This window comes from Rhizobium sp. Root1212 (assembly GCF_001424985.1).
GTDB lineage: Bacteria > Pseudomonadota > Alphaproteobacteria > Rhizobiales > Rhizobiaceae > Pararhizobium.
This window is the reverse complement of record NZ_LMDA01000027.1, coordinates 108,041-127,436: the sequence shown is the minus strand read 5'-3', so window position 1 is coordinate 127,436 and position 19,396 is coordinate 108,041. Positions and strand designations below refer to the sequence as shown.

17 protein-coding genes are annotated in these 19,396 nt (G+C 60.8%); 9 read left to right on the top strand and 8 right to left on the bottom strand.

Annotation, left to right across the window (positions count from 1 at the left end; translation table 11 throughout):
- Window positions 1-29: 29 nt before the first annotated feature.
- The gene (locus ASC86_RS23850) at window positions 30-758 is read right to left on the bottom strand and encodes a response regulator transcription factor (RefSeq protein ID WP_056327143.1); all 729 of its coding nucleotides are present in this window, start codon (window positions 756-758) and stop codon (window positions 30-32) included.
- Window positions 759-1,275: 517 nt separating this feature from the next.
- Between ASC86_RS23850 and ASC86_RS23845 the strand changes: the two genes are divergently transcribed.
- From ASC86_RS23845 to ASC86_RS23820, 6 genes are read left to right on the top strand one after another with little or no spacing between them, the layout of a single operon-like run.
- Entirely contained in the window at window positions 1,276-2,559 is a 1,284-nt protein-coding gene (locus ASC86_RS23845) for a polysaccharide biosynthesis/export family protein (protein WP_162245035.1), read from the top strand.
- Between the two features lie 55 nt (window positions 2,560-2,614).
- The gene (rfbA, locus tag ASC86_RS23840) at window positions 2,615-3,490 is read left to right on the top strand and encodes a glucose-1-phosphate thymidylyltransferase RfbA (protein ID WP_056327140.1); all 876 of its coding nucleotides are present in this window, start codon (window positions 2,615-2,617) and stop codon (window positions 3,488-3,490) included.
- 5 nt (window positions 3,491-3,495) lie between these two features.
- A complete protein-coding gene (gene rfbC, locus ASC86_RS23835; RefSeq protein WP_056327220.1) occupies window positions 3,496-4,068 on the top strand; it encodes a dTDP-4-dehydrorhamnose 3,5-epimerase in 573 nt (190 codons plus the stop codon).
- A complete protein-coding gene (gene rfbB / locus ASC86_RS23830; protein ID WP_244477684.1) occupies window positions 4,065-5,138 on the top strand; it encodes a dTDP-glucose 4,6-dehydratase in 1,074 nt (357 codons plus the stop codon). Before rfbC ends, rfbB begins: the two co-directional genes overlap by 4 nt.
- Window positions 5,135-6,043, top strand: coding sequence for a dTDP-4-dehydrorhamnose reductase (gene rfbD, locus ASC86_RS23825; protein ID WP_056327138.1), 909 nt, complete (start codon window positions 5,135-5,137; stop codon window positions 6,041-6,043). The genes rfbB and rfbD overlap by 4 nt, the downstream gene beginning before the upstream one ends.
- Window positions 6,040-7,548 carry an O-antigen translocase gene (locus ASC86_RS23820; RefSeq protein WP_056327136.1) on the top strand — a complete coding sequence of 503 codons (1,509 nt, stop codon included), beginning with the start codon at window positions 6,040-6,042 and terminating at the stop codon, window positions 7,546-7,548. Before rfbD ends, ASC86_RS23820 begins: the two co-directional genes overlap by 4 nt.
- Window positions 7,549-7,611: 63 nt before the next feature.
- Here ASC86_RS23820 and ASC86_RS23815 read toward each other — a convergent pair whose 3' ends face one another.
- Genes ASC86_RS23815 through ASC86_RS23790 form a run of 6 tightly spaced genes read right to left on the bottom strand, consistent with a single transcriptional unit; the run spans window position 7,612 to window position 13,095 of the window.
- Window positions 7,612-8,787 carry a DegT/DnrJ/EryC1/StrS family aminotransferase gene (locus tag ASC86_RS23815; protein ID WP_056327134.1) on the bottom strand — a complete coding sequence of 392 codons (1,176 nt, stop codon included), beginning with the start codon at window positions 8,785-8,787 and terminating at the stop codon, window positions 7,612-7,614.
- Window positions 8,784-9,758, bottom strand: a complete 975-nt coding sequence (locus ASC86_RS23810; protein ID WP_056327132.1) for an NAD-dependent epimerase/dehydratase family protein — start codon at window positions 9,756-9,758, stop codon at window positions 8,784-8,786. The genes ASC86_RS23815 and ASC86_RS23810 overlap by 4 nt, the downstream gene beginning before the upstream one ends.
- The gene (locus ASC86_RS23805; protein WP_056327130.1) at window positions 9,755-10,453 is read right to left on the bottom strand and encodes an acyltransferase; all 699 of its coding nucleotides are present in this window, start codon (window positions 10,451-10,453) and stop codon (window positions 9,755-9,757) included. Before ASC86_RS23805 ends, ASC86_RS23810 begins: the two co-directional genes overlap by 4 nt.
- Window positions 10,443-11,558 carry a DegT/DnrJ/EryC1/StrS family aminotransferase gene (locus ASC86_RS23800; RefSeq protein ID WP_056327128.1) on the bottom strand — a complete coding sequence of 372 codons (1,116 nt, stop codon included), beginning with the start codon at window positions 11,556-11,558 and terminating at the stop codon, window positions 10,443-10,445. The genes ASC86_RS23805 and ASC86_RS23800 overlap by 11 nt, the downstream gene beginning before the upstream one ends.
- Window positions 11,555-12,592 carry a Gfo/Idh/MocA family oxidoreductase gene (locus tag ASC86_RS23795; protein WP_056327126.1) on the bottom strand — a complete coding sequence of 346 codons (1,038 nt, stop codon included), beginning with the start codon at window positions 12,590-12,592 and terminating at the stop codon, window positions 11,555-11,557. Before ASC86_RS23795 ends, ASC86_RS23800 begins: the two co-directional genes overlap by 4 nt.
- Window positions 12,589-13,095, bottom strand: a complete 507-nt coding sequence (locus ASC86_RS23790; protein ID WP_056327124.1) for an acyltransferase — start codon at window positions 13,093-13,095, stop codon at window positions 12,589-12,591. Before ASC86_RS23790 ends, ASC86_RS23795 begins: the two co-directional genes overlap by 4 nt.
- A gap of 358 nt (window positions 13,096-13,453) precedes the next feature.
- Between ASC86_RS23790 and ASC86_RS23785 the strand changes: the two genes are divergently transcribed.
- Window positions 13,454-14,701 carry a glycosyltransferase family 4 protein gene (locus ASC86_RS23785; protein WP_056327122.1) on the top strand — a complete coding sequence of 416 codons (1,248 nt, stop codon included), beginning with the start codon at window positions 13,454-13,456 and terminating at the stop codon, window positions 14,699-14,701.
- Between the two features lie 648 nt (window positions 14,702-15,349).
- A complete protein-coding gene (locus ASC86_RS23780) occupies window positions 15,350-16,153 on the top strand; it encodes a response regulator transcription factor (protein WP_056327120.1) in 804 nt (267 codons plus the stop codon).
- 289 nt (window positions 16,154-16,442) lie between these two features.
- Here the strand turns inward: ASC86_RS23780 and ASC86_RS23775 are convergent, their stop codons facing one another.
- Window positions 16,443-17,366 carry a glycosyltransferase family A protein gene (locus tag ASC86_RS23775; protein ID WP_056327216.1) on the bottom strand — a complete coding sequence of 308 codons (924 nt, stop codon included), beginning with the start codon at window positions 17,364-17,366 and terminating at the stop codon, window positions 16,443-16,445.
- A 415-nt stretch (window positions 17,367-17,781) separates the two neighbouring features.
- On the opposite strand from ASC86_RS23775, the gene ASC86_RS23770 reads away from it, so the two are divergent.
- Window positions 17,782-19,341 (top strand): lipopolysaccharide biosynthesis protein, encoded by a 1,560-nt coding sequence (locus ASC86_RS23770; RefSeq protein ID WP_056327118.1) that lies wholly within the window; start codon window positions 17,782-17,784, stop codon window positions 19,339-19,341.
- Window positions 19,342-19,396: the final 55 nt, after the last annotated feature.

Genomic DNA, 19,396 nt, shown 5'->3' with positions numbered 1-19,396 from the left:
GTCGCGAATTGCGGGGCAGCGGTGTCCGATCAGTGACCGTTCTTGAAGCTTCTGTAGCGCGCCGCAGCCTCGGTTCTGTTGTGTACGCCGAGCTTGCGCATGATGTTGTGCAAATGGATTTTGACGGTGTGCTCCGACAGGGCGAATTCTACGGCGATCAGCTTGTTCTGCAGGCCGGCACAGACCATTTCCAGGATCTGCAACTCCCGTGTGGTGAGTTCGCTGAGGCCCGCGGTGTTTTCCGCGTTGGCTGCTTCCCGGCTCTCAGTCGCTCCGCCCGTGACGGCATCGACGATTGAAGTGAATGGCAAATATTCGCCGCCCCAGAGCATCAGGCGAATGACCGACAGCCAGACATCGAGCCGCAGGTCCATCGGCAGCACACTGCGGATGAGAGGCGACCGGGCGATATCGAGCACCGTAATCGCGGAAAACTTGTCGTAAGGCTCGATGATCGCCACCAGCGCTTGTGGATGTGCCGCCCGAAGTCGGTTTGCAGCCGCCTCGGCCTCTTTCACCAAAGTGACATCGATCAGCATTAGCGAGACCGGATGGGCGAAAATCCGGCAGGCATCGTCGATACGATCGACCTGCTCGACGTGAGTCCAGGGAAATTCGCGCTCGATCGCGTCGATCAGCGGCTCGGAAACCGTCGGGACGTTTGTCAGGATGAGGATGATTCGATCGGGCTCCGGTTTTTTAGCCGGGCTGTCGATGCTTCCGGGGTTGTCGTCATCAATCTTTGATTGCAAAAGCATTGTATCCTTCACCTGCGATGTTGCCCGATGAACGACGAGTGCCACGGATCGGCGACTGCTTCGTAGTGAATGGCCGCAAGCTTAAACCAGCCGGACTGCAACTGCGACGGTGCAAAACGGTTGAGGTCCAAGACGATACATCTGTACCGGAAAGAGACACCGCATACCTATCCACTCATCGGACGCATTAGGGGTGAAAGAAATACTCATCCTTAAGATGGTTGTAGGCATGGTGTACGCGCCTCTGATCCGCCCGCACGGGTCGCTTCCGCCGGGGATGCGTGCCGAACGGCATGCTATCGCCATGCGAGTAGATTTTCGGGCGGAAACCTACCCATATTGATAAAGCGGATTACCCATCTTCCACCTTCAAATTCCCCCAGTAATTGGCACACTTGGATGCAAATTGGGGCCAAAGAGCGCCGGGGAAAATCGCGGGCACGACGTGTGCTGAAGCAGCCTCGGGAGATCGGGGCATCCGACATTCCGGCGGGGGAGCTACATGCTCGGATACTTGATGCGAAATCGCCTTTCCCGATGCACGGCCGTTTTCGCGCTTGCGTTGGTCGCCCTGTCTGCTGCCGGCAGGCCTGCCGGTGCCGGGATCGACGAACTCTCGCCAAAAACCAAGATACGTATAAGCATCATCCAGTGGATGCCCAACAAGGGCGCTTACGAAAAATGGGATGCGCTCGGCGGCGAGTTCACGATCGCGCCGGATGAGACCTTGACGCTGCCCGTCATCGGCACGCTGTCGGTCGCCAATCTCACCAGCGCGACGCTCGCCGAACAGATCGCGGCGCGTCTGAAGGAAAAGATCGGCCTGACAAATCCGCCGGAGGCCACGGTCGCGATCGTCGCCTACCCGCCGATCTACCTCGTCGGGGACGTCACGGCGCCCGGCGAATATCAGTTCCAGGCGGGGCTCACGGTCCTGCAGGCGCTGGCGATGGGCGGCGGCGAGCGGCGGCTGGAAAACAAGGCGGAAGCGCCGCAGGGGGCGACCGGCCTGGTCGGGCAGTTGCGCGAGATGGACAACGCCATCCTGCGTGGTGAAATCACCATCGCCCGGCTGCGCGCCGAAATGGCAGGCGCCAAGCAGATCGATTTCAATCCCGCCGCCGAGCAGAACAGGGCTCTGGCCGCCGCGATCCTCAAGCAGGAACAGGCGGTCTTCACCAGCCGGGCAAATGTCCTCTCCCGGCAGGCGAAATCATTCTCCGACCTTCGCACCCTGCTCGAGGCGGAGATCGATACGACGCAAAAGAAAATCCTCGGCAATGACGAGGACATCGCCTCTGTCCAGAAAGAGCTGAGCGATATGAAGAGCCTCGTCGAGCGCGGCATCTGGACGCCTTCACGGCTGACGGACATCCAGCGCATGCTGCGGAGCTATCAGGCAGACCGGCTGGATCTCGTCACTGCGATCATGCGGGCCCGGCAGAACATCGCCGAGGCCACCCGCAATCTCGACGGACTGTACGACAAGCAACAGACCGAGGTGTCATCCGACCTGCAGCTGCAGCAGGCGAATCTCGACCAGCTGAAGTTGAAAAAGGAGACGACCCAGAAGCTTCTCCTGGAATATCTGTCGAACGGCGATGGAGCCAGGGAACAGTCGAGCGAACCGGCATTGGCCTATACCGTCATCCGGCAAACCGGGGAAAAGGTCGCGGCGCTTCCGGCAGACGAAACCACTCTGTTGCAGCCCGGTGATGTCGTGCGTATCACAAAGCAGGCGATGGCTGCCGGCGATTCCAAACAGTCGATTACGGGGCTTCCCGAAGAGAACAGCCAATGAACCCGCCGAATGACGCGCGGCCGGCTATGGCGAAACAGGCACGAGGGGCGCTTTCATGAAGGGCATCATCCTGGCAGGGGGCAGCGGCACGCGCCTCTATCCGCTGACGATCGCGGTCTCCAAGCAGATCCTGCCGATCTACGACAAGCCGATGATCTATTATCCGCTCAGCGTCTTAATGCTGGCGAACATCCGCGAAATCCTTGTCATCTCGACGCCGCGCGACCTGCCCTGCTTCCAGCAGCTTCTGGGCGACGGATCGCATTTCGGGCTTGAAATTTCCTATGCCGAGCAGCCCCATCCGAACGGGCTGGCGGAAGCCTTCATCATCGGCCGCGATTTCATCGGGAATGACTCAGTCGCAATGATCCTCGGCGACAACATCTTCTTCGGACATGGCCTGCCGTTGGCCTGCCGGGAGGCGGTAGACCAGGCGTCGGGAGCAACTGTTTTCGCCTATCACGTCGACGATCCCGAGCGCTACGGCGTCGTCAGTTTCGACAGGAAAACCGGCCGCGCCCTCTCCATCGAGGAAAAGCCGACATCCCCGAAATCCAACTGGGCCGTCACCGGCCTCTATTTCTACGACAACGATGTCGTCGAGATTGCCTCGTCTATCAAGCCGTCGCAGCGCGGCGAACTGGAGATCACCACCGTCAACAGCATCTATCTCGAGCGCGGAGCGCTTCGGGTGGTGCAGCTTGGCCGTGGTTATGCATGGCTCGACACAGGCACCTATGACAGCCTGCAGGATGCCTCGTCCTTTGTCAGGACCGTGCAGCGGCGGCAGGGCATCCAGATCGCCTGCCCGGAAGAGATCGCGCTCGACATGGGCTGGCTCAGCGCCGAGGCCGTGCTCAAGCGCGCTTCCACGCTCGGCAATACGGCTTACGCATCCTATCTGCGGCAACGGGCGCAGGAGTATGCCTGATGTCGATGGAAATCCGACCGCTCGGCCTTGACGGCGTCTTCGAAATCACGCCCCAGCGGGTGGCGGACGAGCGGGAGTGCCTTTCGGAAATCTGGAGCGCCCGGCATTTCCGCGAGCTTGGCTTCGATCTTGAGTTCGTCGAGGACAAGTGTTCCTTTTGCGCGGAAAAGGGCGTTCTGTGCGGGTTGAGTTACCAGCTGCCGCCGCTTGCCCAGGACAGGCTCGTCTGGGTCGCCAACGGCTCGATCTTCGACGTGGCGATCGATATCCGCCGAGGATCGCCGAGCTTCGGCCATTGGACCGCGCTGCGCATCTCCGCCAGCCGGGGCAACCGGATGCTGATCCCCAAGGGCTTCGCCCACGGCTCGGTGACCCTGGAGCCGAACACCGCCATCATCAACAAGGTCACGAACCCATATTCGCCCGAATATGATCGTTCGATCCGTTTCGACGACCCGAGCATCGGCATATCCTGGCCGTTTTCGGCGTCCTTCCTGCAGCTTTCGGAAAGAGACATGAAAGCGCCCCGTCTGGACGATGCGGAAGTCTTTGAGTTACCGCAGGAGATGCACTCATGATGCCTCGCAACGTGCTTGTCACCGGCGGCGCCGGCTTTATCGGATCGGCGCTCTGCCGTCATCTGGTGACGATCCCCGGAGTTCGTGTCGTCAACCTCGACAAGCTCACCTATGCGGGCAATGTCGAGTCTTTAAGATCAATCGCGCATGGGCCGAACTATCGCTTCATCAGGGGCGATATTGGCGATGGACGCGCCGTGCTGGCGCTGATGCAGGCCGAAAACATCGACCTCGTCATGCACCTTGCCGCGGAAACCCATGTCGACCGGTCGATCGAGGGGCCGGCGGCCTTCATCGAGACCAATATCGTCGGCACGTTCCGCCTTCTCGAAGCCGCGCGGACCTATTGGCAGGGCTTGCCGGAAGAGGCGGCGCGGCGGTTCCGGTTCCATCACATCTCCACGGACGAGGTGTTCGGCGACCTGCCGTTCGACGACAGCATGTTTACCGAGGCGACGCCCTATGCGCCCTCCTCGCCCTATTCAGCATCCAAGGCCTCGGCCGACCATCTGGTGCGCGCCTGGCACCATACCTTCCGCCTGCCGGTCGTCTTGTCGAATTGCTCGAACAATTATGGGCCGTTTCATTTCCCGGAAAAGCTCATTCCGCTCGTCATTCTCAACGCGCTGGATGAAAAGCCCCTGCCCGTTTACGGCACGGGAAGCAATGTGCGCGACTGGCTCTATGTCGACGATCATGCACGCGCCTTGACGCGCGTCGTGTCGGACGGGGCAATCGGCGAGAGCTACAACATCGGCGGCCATTGCGAGCGCAGCAACCTTGTCGTGGTGCAGACGATCTGCGGTATTCTCGATAGCCTCCGGCCGCGGCGACAGGGCAGTTACCGCGATCTCATCACCTTTGTCAGCGATCGTCCGGGGCATGACCGGCGCTACGCCATCGATGCCGGCAAGATTGAAAAAGACCTTGGCTGGAAACCGCAGGAAACCTTCGAATCCGGCATCGAAAAGACCGTCCGCTGGTTTCTTGAAAACGACTGGTGGTGGCGTCCGATCCGCGAAGGTGTCTATGACGGGCAACGGCTTGGCAAGGTGGCGGGACCGCGATGAAAATCCTGGTGACGGGCAACAAGGGGCAGCTTGCCGTCAGCCTCGTCGAGGCCGCTGGGCTGGTTCCGGGTGTCGAGTTGATAACCGTCGGCCGTCCGGAACTCGACCTGACCGATGCCGCCTCGGTGACCGAGGTCATTCTTGCGCACCAGCCGGATATCGTCGTTGCCGCCGCCGCCTATACCGCCGTCGACCGGGCCGAATTCCAGCAGGATCTCGCCTATGAAATCAACGTGACCGGCGCGGCGCTGGTCGCGGAAGCCGCGGCGATGCTCGGCGTGCCCGTCGTCTACCTGTCCACCGACTACGTGTTTTCCGGAAACAGCGAAACGCCTTACCGCGAGGATGACGAGCCCGGACCGAAAACCTTCTACGGTTACACCAAGCTCAGGGGCGAGCATGCGGTGGCGGGCGCAAACCCGCTCCACATCATCATGCGCACGAGTTGGGTCTACAGTCCTTTCGGCCATAATTTCGTGCGCACCATGCTTGGCCTCGCCAACCAGCGCGAGACGATCGATATCGTCGCCGACCAATGGGGAAACCCGACCGCCGCCTCCGCCCTTGCCGCGGCCGTGATGATGGTCGCCACCCATCCCGCAAGAATGACGATGCCCGGCGTCTACCATGTCGCCGGAACCGGTGAGACCAACTGGGCCAATTTCGCCCGCGAGATTTTCAAGATCAGCAAGGCCCATGGCGGCCCCTCCGCCGAGGTCCGCGACATCACGACGGCGGAATACAAGACCCCTGCTCCGCGCCCGCTCCACTCTGCCCTGAACTGCGACAAATTCGAGCAGGTCTTCGACTGGCGCGCGCCGCCCTGGCAGGAGAGCCTGGAAACGGTGGTGCGCCGCATCGTGGCCGAGGAATATGCTCCCGGAAAAGGGGAGCCGCCCCGGTGAGCGCTGAGAAAAGTTCGGCCGGCAAGCAGAGCTACGCCCATATCCTGAAATCGACGGCCCTGATCGGCGGATCGTCTCTGATCAATGTCGGCTTTTCGATCATCCGTAACAAAGCGCTCGCCGTGCTGCTTGGGCCGGAGGGCATCGGCCTGATGGCCCTCTACAATTCCATTCTCGACATCGCCCAGACGCTGGCGGGGCTCGGCATCCAGTCGAGCGGCGTTCGCGAAATTGCCCGGACGGCCGAGAACGAAGACAGGGACCGCGTTTCGCGCACCGCGATCGTGCTGCGCAGATTGTCCGTGATCCTCGCGATCCTCGGCGCGATCCTGCTTGCGGGGCTGGCGGCACCGGTCGCGCATTTCACCTTCGGCGAAGACCAGCATGTCTTCGGCACGGCGCTGCTTGCGCTCGCCGTCTTTTTCCGGCTGGTCTGCAGCGGCGAAACGGCCCTGCTTCAGGGCATGCGGCAGATCGCAAACCTTGCCCGCATCAATGTGATCTCGGGTTTTGTCAGCACCGTCGCCTCCATCGCGCTGATCTATTTTCTGGGCGCCGACGGCATCGTCGTGTCGCTGATCGTCGTTGCCGCTGCGACGGCCCTGACGACCTTCTTCTACAGTCGGAAAATCCGGTTGAACCGGCCGGCGATCACGGCCGGGCAGTCGCGCGACGAGGCGATGACGGTCGTCAAGCTCGGCGCGGTCTTCATGGCAAGCGGTCTACTGACCTTCGGCGCGGCTTATGCGGTGCGCCTGATCGTCCTCAAGCTCGACGGCGCGGTCGCGGCCGGCCTTTATCAGGCGGCATGGGCGCTGGGCGGGCTTTACGCCGGCTTCGTGCTGCAGGCGATGGGAACGGATTTTTATCCTCGCCTTGCCGCTGTGGCCGACGATCACGCCACCTGCAATCGCCTTGTCAACGAGCAGACGCAGGTAAGCCTGCTGTTGGCCGGACCCGGCGTCATCGCCACCCTCACCTTCGCGCCGGTGGCCATGTGGCTGTTCTACTCCCCGGAATTCGCGCCGGCGGCCGATCTCTTGCGCTGGATTTGCCTTGGCATGATGCTGCGCATCGTCGCCTGGCCCATCGGCTATATCGTGCTGGCAAAGGGGGCGCAGGCGATCTTCTTCTGGACCGAGGTGGCGGCCAGCATCGTTCACGTCGGGCTGGTCTGGTTCTTCGTCACCAAATTCGGCGCCGTTGGCGCCGGCATGGGTTTCTTCGGGCTCTATGTCTGGCATGGCCTGCTGATCTATGTCATCGCCCGCGGTCTGACCGGATTTCGCTGGTCCTCGACCAATTATCGCCTTGGCGCCGCCTATTTCGCCGCATCGAGCTTGGTCTTTTGCCTGCCGCTGTTCCTGCCGCTCTGGCAGGCGACAGTGCTCGGATCGATCGGGGCGCTGGTGAGCGGGCTCTATTCGCTCAAATGCCTTACCGAGATGCTGCCGCCAACGGCCTTTCCGGCGCGGCTGCGCAGCTGGATCTGGAAATCGGCCTGACCTTCCCATAAAAAAATGAGCGCCCGGACAGGACGCTCAATTGCTTTCGTCGATATCTGTTTTTTATCGCGGCGTGGCGTTGCCTACCACCTTGCGGAAGACGTCGACCACCATCGAGACGTGATGGTCGCTCATCTCCGAGAACAGCGGCAGGATGATGCCCTTATCCTGCGCCCGTTCGCTCGCTTCGAGGTTTCTCACCCTTCGATGGGAATTTTCGGTGCGGTAGGCCGGCTCGCGATGAATGTTCATGATGCCGCGCCGCGTCGAGATGCCGCTGTCGAGCAGGGCCTGCATGGTTTCGCGCTGGTCGAGCCAATACGGCAGCATCACGCAATAGCTCTGCCAGTTGCTGCAGGCCCAGGAGGGCTCATGCGGCACCTGCAGGCCGTTGATATCGTGCAGGCCGCGCCGATAAAGCTCGGCGATCTGCCGGCGTTTTGCCATAAGCTCCGGCAGGCGCTTGAGCTGCACGCGGCCGATCGCCGCCTGCAGGTCGGTCATGCGGTAGTTGTAGCCGACCTCGGGATATTCCTCGTAGATCACATTCTTGGCCCCATGCCGCACCTGATCGTTGACGCTCATACTGTGCTGGCGCCACAGGCGGAACTTGCGGTCGTATTCGGCATTGGCCGTCACCAGCATGCCGCCGTCGCCTGTGGTGATGACCTTGCGGGGATGAAACGAGAAACAGGCGATATCGCCATGCGGCTTGCCGATTTTCTCCCATTTCTCGCCCCAGCGGATTTCGCTGCCGGAGGCGCAGGCCGCATCCTCGATGACCGGGATGCCGTGGCGTTTGCCGATATCGACGATGCGGGCGAGGTCGCAGGGCATGCCCATCTGGTGCACGACCAGTATGGCCTTGGTGCGCGGCGAGATGGCCACCTCGATCTGCTCCGGATCGATATTGAAGCCGTGATGCTCGATATCGACGAAGACCGGAACCGCATCGCAATAGCGAACGGCATTGGCCGTCGCGATGAAGGTGTGGCTGACGGTGATCACCTCGTCGCCCCGGCCGACACCGATCGCCATCAGGGCAAGATGCAGGGCCGTCGTGCAGTTGGAAACCGCGCAGGCATGGGGCGCGCCGACGAAGGCCGCAAACTCGCTTTCGAACGCGGCGACCTCAGGCCCTTGCGTCACCCAGCCGGACAGCACGACCCTTCGGACCGCCGCAACCTCTTCTTCGTCGAGCACCGGTTTGGCGACGGGAACTTGAGGGATTGCGGTCACGCGGCTTCTCCCTCTGCAGCCCTCTCCTGCCGCCACCAAGCGACCAGGTCGCGAAGCCCGTCTTCCATATTGATCTGAGCCTTGAAGCCGAGAAGCGTTTCGGCCTTGCTGATATCGGCAAGCCGGCGCGGTACGGCATTGACCTTGCGGGCCGCCTCATGCTGCGGCTGCAGCGAAGGAGCGTTCATCACATGCGCCAGCATCTGGGCGAGTTCCAAGAGGCTGGTTTCCTGGCCGCTCGCGACATTGAAGACTTCGTCGGTCACATCCGATTTCGCAGCCAAAAGATTGGCGCGGGCGATATCGTGGACATGGACGAAATCCATCGTCTGGCTGCCGTCACCATGGATGATCGGCGGCTGTCCCCTTGCGATGCGCTCCATCCAGCGAATGAGCACTTCGGTATAGGCGCCGTAGACATCCATGCGCGGGCCGTAGACGTTGAAATAGCGCAGGGCCACATAGCGAAGACCGTACATTTCCGCAAAGCTGCGCAGCAGGCCTTCATTGAAGGCTTTCGCCGCCCCATAGATCGTGCGGTTGTTGTAGGAATGATGCTGTTCCGTGGTCGGGAAGCTGTCGGCTAGACCGAGCACAGAGGCCGAAGACGCTGCAACCACCTTCGAAACACCCGCGTTCACGGCCGCCTCCAGCACGTTGAACGTGCCTTCCGCCAGCACATCGAAGGCAAGGCGTGGTTCTTCCGCGCATTGGGTGATGCGGATCGCCGCCTGATGAAAAACGACGTCGATCCCCACGAAGGTCTTTGCCAGAAGCTCCCGGTCGCGAATGTCGCCGTCAATGATCGTCAGCGGATGGGCGGCGCTGGCGCTTGCCAGGTTTTCAAGCCGTCCCCGCACGAAATTGTCGAGGATGATGATCTCGCGCGGCTCTTCGCGCGCGACCAGATCGGCGATGTGGGAACCTATGAGGCCGGCTCCGCCGGTGATCAGGATTCGCTTGTCTCTCATATGCTTGCCCCCATCTGTTTTTCGGCACCGGAATCGTCACGCCAGCGCAGGAATTTTGCCGGCACGCCGGCGACGATCGAAAAAGGTTCGACATCCGCAGTGACGACCGCGCCGGCGCCGACGATGGCGCCCTTGCCGATGGTCACGCCCGGAAGGATCGTGGCATTCGTGCCGATATCAGCCCAATCGCCGATCCGCACCGGCTTGATCTCGAGGTCGGTGCGGATGATCGGCACATCGCTCGGGTTTCCGGTGTGGCTCGATCCGAGGATTTTCGCCCCCGGACCCCAGCCGACATAATCGCCCATCACCAGGTTGCGGGCGTCGAGAAAAGCTTGAGGCCCGATCCAGGTATTGTCGCCGATGACGCAGGTGCCGTCGTAGCGCCCCTGGATATAGGCCTGTGCACCGATGAAGACGCCGTTGCCGATCTCAAAGGTTTCCGGGTGCTTGAAGCCCGCGCCGCTGCCAACCTGCAGGCCCGGTCCGCAGCTCTTCGCGAGCGCCTGCAGGATCGTCCTGCGCATCATGGCATCGACAAAGCCATCGCCGGAGGAAAACCGGCCGTAGAGGTCGATGAGGCCTGTGCGTTCGTAGTTCTTTTGCAGCTCGGTCATCAGCTCGCGCTGATAGGCCTGCTCGACGGCGCCCTTGCCGTGAACCGCCGGGACGATGCGGGGGAGATCAGTGAACATAGGCGTCCTGCTCCGCTGCGATGACGGCCTGGGCAACCTGCTCAATCTGATCGAAGCTCATCTCCGGGTAGATCGGCAGCGACAGCACGTCCTGCGCCGCTGCCTCGGAGACCGGGAAGTCGCCGTTGCTGTAACCCAGATCGGCATGCGCCTTCTGAAGATGGACCGGGATCGGATAATGCAGGCCGGACTGGATGCCCGCCGCCAGCAGCGCGCCTTGCAGCCTCAGCCGATCGCGGCAGCGGATCGCGTAGACATGATAGACATGCTCGCGATGAGCCGCTTCTACCGGCGTGCGCACGCCGCTCAAGCCGGCCAGTTGCAGCGAATAGCGCAGGGCGCGGTCGCGGCGCGCCTGCGTCCAGTCATCGAGCCGCCGCAGCTTGACCCGCAGGATCGCGCCCTGAATGTTGTCCATGCGGTAGTTGAAGCCCTTGAGCACGTGATGATATCGCTGCTCCTGCCCCCAGTCGCGCAGCATCCGCATGGTTTTGGCGTGCTCGTCATTGTTGGTGACCACCATGCCGCCTTCGCCGCAGGCGCCGAGGTTCTTGCCGGGGTAGAAGCTGAAGCAGCCGGAAATGCCGAGACTTCCGGCGCGGTGGCCGTGATAGCGGGCGCCGTGCGCCTGACAGGCATCCTCGATCACGGGAATGCCATGCCGGTCGGCGATCTCGCGGATCGCGCTCATATCCGCCATCTGGCCATAGAGATGAACGGGGATGATCGCCTTGGTGCGCGGGGTGATCGCGGCTTCCAGCTGCCTTGCATTCATGGTGAGCGTCGTCGGCTCGACATCGACGAAGACGGGCAGCGCACCGGTGTAGCAGATGGCCGAGACCGTCGCGACGAAGGTGAAGGGAACGGTGATGACCTCGTCGCCCGAGCCGACGCCGGCGGCGAGCAGCGCCAGATGCAGCGCGCTTGTGCCGGTGTTGACGGCAATGGCGTGGCGCACGCCGCAAAAGGAGGCGAACTCCTCTTCCAGTGCTGCCACTTCCTCGCCGAGCACATAATGCCCGGATGCCAGAACGGCGAGCACGGCCGCATCGATCTCGCTCTTAAGGGACTGGTATTGCGCCTTGGTGTCGAGCAGCGGGATCATGCGATCAGCCTCGCCTGTTCGAGTTCGATGACCCGTCCGCGCTGGGCGAGCGACTGCGTCGCGGCCTCCAGAATGCGCACGACCCTGAGGCCGGCGTGGCCATCGGCAATCGGCTGCTCGTTGGTTTCGACGCAGCGCACAAACTGCGCCAGTTCCCGGCCAAGGGCCTCGGTCATGTCGAGCTGCGGTGCGTACATGTCGCCGGTCCGGTAACCGACCAGCATCTGGTAGACCTTCTCGCCGTTCTTCTGCGGATTGCCGTTGAGCGTGATGCCCTTGTCGTAGACCTTGATCTTCTCGCTGGGCTCCAGATCGTCATAGACGATCATCTTCTTGCTGCCGCCGATCAGCGTGCGGCGCACCTTGACCGGCGCCAGCCAGTTGACGTGAATATGGGCGATCAGCTTGCTCTCGAAGAACAAAGTAAGATAGGCGATGTTTTCCGGCTCGCCGGTCACGTGGCTCATGCCCGTCGCCGAGACCGCCACCGGCTTTTCCGGCAGCACATAGTCCATGATCGAGAGATCGTGGACGGCAAGATCCCAGACGACGCTGACATCATGCTGGAACAGGCCGAGATTGACCCGGACGGAATCGTAGTAATAGACGTCGCCAAGCCCTTCCTCGACGATCTCGCGCATCTTGCGCACCGCGCCGGTGTGGACGAATGTGTGGTCGACGGCCAGCACCAGGCGCCGCCGCTGCGCTTCCTCCACCATGCGCCGGGCTTCGTCGACATTGGATGCCATCGGCTTTTCGACGAAGACATGCTTGCCGGCCATCATTGCCTGCATGGCGAGCTTGAAATGCGCAAAGACCGGCGTCGCGATCGCCACGGCATCGACCCGCGGGTCGCGCAGCACCTCTTCGAAATCATCGGTGATATCGACGGAGGGATAGCGCGTCTTGACGGATTGCAGCCGGTCCATCTTCAGGTCGCAGACGCTGACCAGACGGGCATTCGGCAATTCCGCGATGTTGCGCACGAGGTTCGGCCCCCAGTAGCCGTAACCGATGACAGCAAAACCGATCATGATCTTCCCCTATATGAAAGAACCTCGGCCGGCGTCGTCGTGACGCGGCCGATAACACGGGCCGGCACGCCGGCGACGATGGCATGGTCCGGGACATCCTTGGTGACGACGGCGCCGGCGCCGACCTGGGCGCCCTCCCCGATCGTCGTTCCCGGCAAGATGGTTGCATTGCTGCCGATGGAGGCACGCCGCTTGACCAGCGTGGGAATGACCACCCAGTCCTTTTCCGACTGCAGCTCTCCGGTCGCGGTCACCGCGCCCGGATACCGGTCGTTGGTGAACATCACGCCGTGGCCGATGAACACGCCGTCCTCGATGGTCACCCCTTCGCAGATGAAGGAATGGCTCGATATCTTGCAGTTGCGCCCGACCGAGCTACCCTTCTGGATTTCGACGAAGGTGCCGATGCGGGCGCCGTCGCCGATGGTGCAGCCGTAGAGATTGACGAGATCAGGATGGTGAACGACGACGCCTTCACCGAGCGTGACAGTGGAAGAAATCATACGGAGGCGGCCCTGTGCTGAGTATCTATAAACAAAAGAACAGAAGGCCCGGCATTGTTTCCCCAAGGGGCCACCGGCAGCCACGGGCATTTGTTCCCGCCCCAACAGCAGAGTTCTTTTCGGCAAACGAGTAAAGAAAACAAAACGAACTACTTACTTCGTCAAAAGGCGTACATGCGTAGAAACCTTTGATGCCTGCTACCGGCGAACATGCACCCGGCTCCTCCCGCGCTCTTGTCTTCTTCGGTCGAAATGTCAGCTTGTGACGGCACCGGTTCCGGGCAACTGTCTCGCAATGCCGGTCCGGTATCTCCGCCGGATGAACTTCATCGTTGCCTGCAAAAGGAGAAGAAGAGCTTTGCGCCTTCTTGTTTGTCCTCACGACCTGGCGATCGGTGGCAGCCAGATCAATGCCATCGATCTCGCTGCCGGCGCGGCATCCGCCGGCCATGACGTTATCGTCTATGGAATCCCCGGTCCGCTGACCGGCTATATCGCCGAGAAAGGCCTGCGCTTCATCCCGGCAAACGGCATGTGGTGCCGGCCCGCGCCGACTCGGATCGCGGAAGTAGCGCAGATCTGCCGGCGCGAACGCATCGATCTCGTCCATGCCTATGAATGGCCGACCTGCCTCGAAGCTTATTACGGTGCGCTGCTTCTTTATAAGGTGCCGCTGCTCTGCACCGTGCTGAGCATGGAAGTCATGCCGCATGTTCCGACATCGGTTCCCCTCATCGTCGGCACGGCCGACATCGGCGACGATGCGCGCAGGAAGCGAAGTGGAAAAGTGTGGGTCATCGAGCCGCCGATCGACGTCGAGCGCGACAACCCCCAGATAGACGGCAGCGATTACCGCCGTCGTCTCGGCGCGGGACCGGACGATTTCCTGATCGTCAGTGTTTCGAGGCTCGCGCTCGACTTGAAGCTCGACGCCTTGGTGCGTGCGATCGATGCCGCGGATATCCTGGCGGGGTCATCCCGCGTGAAGGTGGCGCTGATCGGCGACGGCCCGGCCCGCGAAGCGCTCGAGGCGCGCGCGCTTGCCGTCAACCAGCGTCACGGTCGCGAGGTGGTGGTTCTGCCGGGGGCCGATCTCGACCCCCGCGCGGCCTATGCGGCGGCCGATCTCGTCGTCGGCATGGGAAGTTCCGCTCTGCGCGCGCTCGCCATCGGCCGGCCGCTCATCGTTCAGGGGGAGCGGGCCTTTTCCGAAATCTTCGAGCCCTCGACCTACGACATGTTCCTTCGGCAGGGGTTCTATGGTCTTTCGGATGGAGAGCCGGGGGCTGGTCGTCTCGCATCGCAGATCCGCAGATTGCTGGATGATCCCGGCTGGTGCGCGCAGCTGGCCCAGTTTGGACGCGAGGCAGTCGTCGAACGTTTCAGTCTTCAGCGCGCGCTCTCCCTGCAACTGGATATCTATAGGGACGTAGCCGCCCCGCCCCCGGCCTACCGCCTGACGGAGGCGGTGAACTCTGCCCGCCTCTCGCTGCTGCTGGAATATGTGAACCATGATCCGCTCGCCAAGCGGCGGAAACGCAGGCGCGATATGGAAATGCTGCAGGCCGCCGGCTTCGGGGCATGGCCTCCCCGACACGCCGGTTGAAGGCAAAATTGCTATACAAACGGTTAAAATGCGCGCATCTTCTAAAGAAAGCAAAAAATGTTTCCATTCCCCTCCCTGTGAATAAAAAATACCGTAAAATTTGATGGTATTTGGGATAAGGAAGAATGATTTTTCAAAAAAGATCGAAATTAACCAAATAACACCAGCGTATACCCGAGTTTTAGACCGTACACCTCACCAAGCATTAGGCAGAAGCGGCTGACCCTACGCCTTTTGAAGGCTTATCGCCGCAAGCGTGTAATAAATACACAGAACTATGGAGTAATTTCTCTTCTTGGTTGAGAAAGTCGTCAAAATTCCTCCCGGAATAATGGCGAAACTAAGAATGAGGAAATCTTGCAGGCGATACCCAACACCCTTGGGATAGGCGGAAATTAATCAATGTGCGACGCAGCATTGGTGGGGATCGAGCCGGATACTATACATTCAGGACGTTCTAAGCTACTAATATAGTTCTAAGCCTTTCTACCATTTTGTATCAAAATTCCGAAGTACGGATACTGGTTTTGATTGGGGCGGATTTTTAAAAATGAGCTTGTGGGGGAAGGTCCCCGTTTTTGATATTCGAATCCAAGCCACAAATAAAAACAAACGTTCTTACTCGGATTGTCAGGGAGCAAGTGCGCCATGAATTCCGTTTTTTTAAATAACGGCGATGATATTGCAAAGATTTTTCTGCATCCGGATACACTCATAAATTCAGAAAAGCAGGATGAACCTCATTCTGCGACGAGTACACTTTCGGCTGAGCGTTCGTTGGTGATTATCGACGACAGGGCGCTCGATCGCGAATGCCTCGCCCAGTGCATTGCCTCGCACAAGCTGGATATGTGCGTCCTGGCCTTCGGGTCCATACGGCAATGGCGGGCGAGCAACCACAACTACCCGCCTCTGGCAGCCATATTGCTGAACATCGGCGGGCGGAACATCAATGACGCTGCGGTTGCGGACGAAATCCGCTATGTGGCGGATGAGTTCGATACGCCTGTCATCGTTCTGGCAGACAGCGACGATCTCGGGCAGATCATGCGGGCTCTCGAATACGGCGCCAAGGGCTATATCCCGTCGTCGGTCAACATCGAGGTCTGTATCGAAGCAATAGCGCTTTCTCTTGCCGGCGGCATTTTCGTACCGGCGAGCAGCGTTCTTGCCATGCGTCAGCGCCTGGACACAGTCACCCCCGCCGAGCGGCCGTCGCTCTCGGGCATGTTTACGGCCCGGCAGGCGGAAGTCGTCGAAGCGCTACGCCGGGGCAAAGCCAACAAGATAATCGCCTATGAGCTCAATCTTCGCGAAAGCACCGTAAAGGTTCATATCCGCAACATCATGAAGAAGGTCAAGGCGACCAATCGGACGGAAGTTGCCTATAAGATCAACGACCTCTTTCCCGCCGATACGCCGGCGGAAAAGTCCAAGAAATACGAGCACTGAGTACTGCTCCATTTCCGCAAACGACCCGGTTCATGGCGTGACGCCGTGAACCGGGGTTTTGGCGCTGTGTGGACCGTTTCAGCCACTGGCGAAAACCGGGGCACTCCAGCCGTCTCCGTGATGGGCGATCCTCCCCTGAAATACAGCGGTATTTCCATCACCTTGAGGAACTGTTTTCCAGCACCAAAAGCATATCCTCATCAAGAAAAATACACTGGGCGAGGAATGAATACAATAAGTCAGAAATAGCTCATTGGTTCTAATGCCAATTCTTGGCATATCGCTTATATCAGGAGCTTTTCCTGTTCCATGTCGAGACGATAGCCAAGGCATTGCGGCGATAGACTAGCTCCATCATTTTCCTGAATCTGTAAAACCGGACGCGGGAAACGCAGGTGAAGGCAAGCCAGCGGCTTCGCACACCCGAAACGCGATCGGAGCGCAATATGGTCGGGATTTCACCGGCCGGCGACAGCGCCATGACCGCGCAATAGGCGAGCCACCGCAGCATCCCAGCCGCGCTGTCGCCGTAGCTGCGAAACTCGTGGGCGATGTGCCTGTCCCAACGGACGGCCAACTCGGGAAACGACTTGCAGGACGGAGTCAGCACTTTCGCATCGGGCAGGAAGGCGGCGTGGTAACCTAGCCGCGTCGCCCGCTGGCCCCATTCCGTATCCTCCATCGTCGAGATACCCCCGAAGGGGCCGACTGCGCCAAACACGCCGGCGCGCACGGCCATGTTGCCGGTTGCGGCATAGCCGTGCTTTTCGATGTAGAGGCGGGCACGATAGGCATAGATGCTCTCATAGGCTTCGACGGCGGTTGGACGCTGCGGGTCCGTCATCAGGATGCCGATATCGCCCCCGGCGAAATCGATATCCCGGCGCTCGGTCATCGCATCAACGATAGACCGCGCCCAGCCGGGCTCCGCGACGCAATCGGCGTCGATAAACGCGAGTATTCTGTTGCGCGCCACCCGCGCGCCGCGATTGCGGGCCGGCCCAGGGCCGGGTACGGGCTCACGCTCCAGCCGGACATCGGCAAACTCGGTGCAGATATTATAAGGAGGCTCGGCCGATCCGTTGTCGACGACGATGATCTCGAAATCGAGATCATCGCTACGCTGCGCATCGAGCGAGCGCAGGCACCGGCGCAGATTGTCCGGTTCGTTGAGATGCGGGATGATCACGCTGAGTTTCTGGTCAGGATTCATCTTTTTTTCCGATGCCGTGGAGAAAGCGGGCATGCTGCTTCGACCCTTGACGATTGCGGTCATGATGCCCGCGACGGCGGGACGGTGAAAGACAGCACGGCCCTGCACTTTGGGCGCAGGGTGATGGGGCATCCTCCGTCGTTAGGAGATGGGCGCGCGTCTTTATCTAACCCCGCCACAAAGAAAGCCGCCGCAGCGGATGCACGACCTGACGGTCCGGAGCGCGAAGGCGGCGGGTTCCCCTTACCCCATGCGGAACTGCGGTAGCTTGTAATGCAATGGGAGAGCGCACTTAGCCGAAGGGACTACCACTATCGGCCCGGTGCCGGTTTGCTCACTACCATTGAGGAACTATCAAGCAACCGGCATCCGCTTGAAGATATTGCCTGAGACGACACGACTTGAGTGGTTGGCTATGGGTAATACGGACGTCCGGTTTTACATATCACTGCTCGTGCGCAGGCTGCCGTATGTGCTCGCCATTTTCCTGTCGGTGCTGCTGCTTGCCATCATTGCAACCCGCGTCCTGCCGACGGTCTACAGCGCAGACGCCCGCATTCTCGCTGAAAATCCGCAAATTCCTGCCGAGCTTGCGCGCTCCACAGTGCCGACCGGGCCGGCAGAGCAGTTGCAAATCGTCCAGCAACTGGTCACCGCCCGCGACAATCTCCTGACGCTCGCCAGAAATCTCGATCTCTATGGCGACGCCGAAACGATGCCGGCGGACGAGGATATCGTTGCCGATATGAAAGCGCGTGTCGGTTTCGAGCAAATGCCGCTCAACGAGCCCGGTGGCGCGATGATCCTCAACGTCGCCTTCCAGGCGCGTGATCCGCTCGTTGCGGCCAATGCCGCAAACGAGATCGCGTCGATGATCCTCGGTCTCAACCAGCAGCAGCGCACCAACAGAGCCGGCAGCACCGTCAAGTTTTTCGATCAGGAAGTTTCAAAGCTCGGTACGAGCCTGAACCAGATCGAAGCCGATATCCTCAAGTTCAAGAACGCCAACAAGGATACGCTTCCGGAAAACCTCGAATTCCGCCGCAGTCAGCAAAGCCTGCTTCAGGGACGGCTTGCCGGCCTGGAGCAGGAAGAGGCGGAACTTCGCTCGCGACGCAGCAACCTGATCGCCACCTATGCCAGCGCCGGCCAGCTGACAGGCGCCGCCCCTGTTACTCCCGAACAGCAGATGCTCGCCGATCTCAACCGGGCACTGGCGGACCAGCTCGCGATCTTCTCCGAAGACAGCCCGAGCATCGTCTCGTTGCGGGCGCGCATTCATGCGCTGCAGAGCAGAATGGTCATGCCGCAACCGAAGTCCGACCAGAAGGCGGAAAAGGTCGAGGACGGCGCGCCCAGTTCCTTCGGGCTGGATTTGCAGCTTTCCGATGTCGATAACCGGCTGGAAGCGATCGCCCGCGAGAAGACCGATATCGCCCGGCGGGTTTCGGACCTCACCGCCTCGATCACTGCGACGCCGGCCAGCGAGACCATGCTGAACTCGCTGGAGCGCAACCGTGAAAACATCCAGACTCAATACAACAACGCCATTGCCCGGCGGGCCGAAGCCTCGACCGGCGAGCAGATCGAGATGCGGGCGGACGGCAGCCGATTTTCGCTGCTGGAGGCGGCAACTCCGCCGGCAAGTCCCATCAGCCCGCGTAGCAAGCGCATCATCCTGATGGGAGCCGTGCTCGGCCTCGGCCTCGGTCTCGGCCTTGTGGTGCTTCTGGAGATGATGAACCGGACGGTGCGCCGCCCTATCGAGCTGATGCGTCTGTCCGATGTGCCGCCGCTCGCGGTCATCCCCGATATCCAGGCGCCGGGAGATCGGCCTCAGGCCTTCTGGCGCGGCAATGCCGCCGTCCTCATGATTTCCGTCGCAGTGCTGCCGGTGCTCGCCGCAGCGATTTCCTATCGGGAGCCGCTTGGAATTGTCCTTCGCCGGCTGTTGGCGGGCCTTTCCGGGACTTGAAGAGACTGAAATACGACTGCCGAAACCAAACGATTTCGCTGATTGAGAGTATGCT

Coding starts and splice junctions, on each gene's coding strand:
- ASC86_RS23850 (WP_056327143.1), bottom strand. CDS start 758: ATGCTTTTGCAATCAAAGATTGATGACGACAACCCCGGAAGCATCGAC.
- ASC86_RS23845 (WP_162245035.1), top strand. CDS start 1,276: ATGCGAAATCGCCTTTCCCGATGCACGGCCGTTTTCGCGCTTGCGTTG.
- rfbA (WP_056327140.1), top strand. CDS start 2,615: ATGAAGGGCATCATCCTGGCAGGGGGCAGCGGCACGCGCCTCTATCCG.
- rfbC (WP_056327220.1), top strand. CDS start 3,496: ATGGAAATCCGACCGCTCGGCCTTGACGGCGTCTTCGAAATCACGCCC.
- rfbB (WP_244477684.1), top strand. CDS start 4,065: ATGATGCCTCGCAACGTGCTTGTCACCGGCGGCGCCGGCTTTATCGGA.
- rfbD (WP_056327138.1), top strand. CDS start 5,135: ATGAAAATCCTGGTGACGGGCAACAAGGGGCAGCTTGCCGTCAGCCTC.
- ASC86_RS23810 (WP_056327132.1), bottom strand. CDS start 9,758: ATGAGAGACAAGCGAATCCTGATCACCGGCGGAGCCGGCCTCATAGGT.
- ASC86_RS23805 (WP_056327130.1), bottom strand. CDS start 10,453: ATGTTCACTGATCTCCCCCGCATCGTCCCGGCGGTTCACGGCAAGGGC.
- ASC86_RS23800 (WP_056327128.1), bottom strand. CDS start 11,558: ATGATCCCGCTGCTCGACACCAAGGCGCAATACCAGTCCCTTAAGAGC.
- ASC86_RS23795 (WP_056327126.1), bottom strand. CDS start 12,592: ATGATCGGTTTTGCTGTCATCGGTTACGGCTACTGGGGGCCGAACCTC.
- ASC86_RS23790 (WP_056327124.1), bottom strand. CDS start 13,095: ATGATTTCTTCCACTGTCACGCTCGGTGAAGGCGTCGTCGTTCACCAT.
- ASC86_RS23780 (WP_056327120.1), top strand. CDS start 15,350: ATGAATTCCGTTTTTTTAAATAACGGCGATGATATTGCAAAGATTTTT.
- ASC86_RS23775 (WP_056327216.1), bottom strand. CDS start 17,366: ATGAATCCTGACCAGAAACTCAGCGTGATCATCCCGCATCTCAACGAA.
- ASC86_RS23770 (WP_056327118.1), top strand. CDS start 17,782: ATGGGTAATACGGACGTCCGGTTTTACATATCACTGCTCGTGCGCAGG.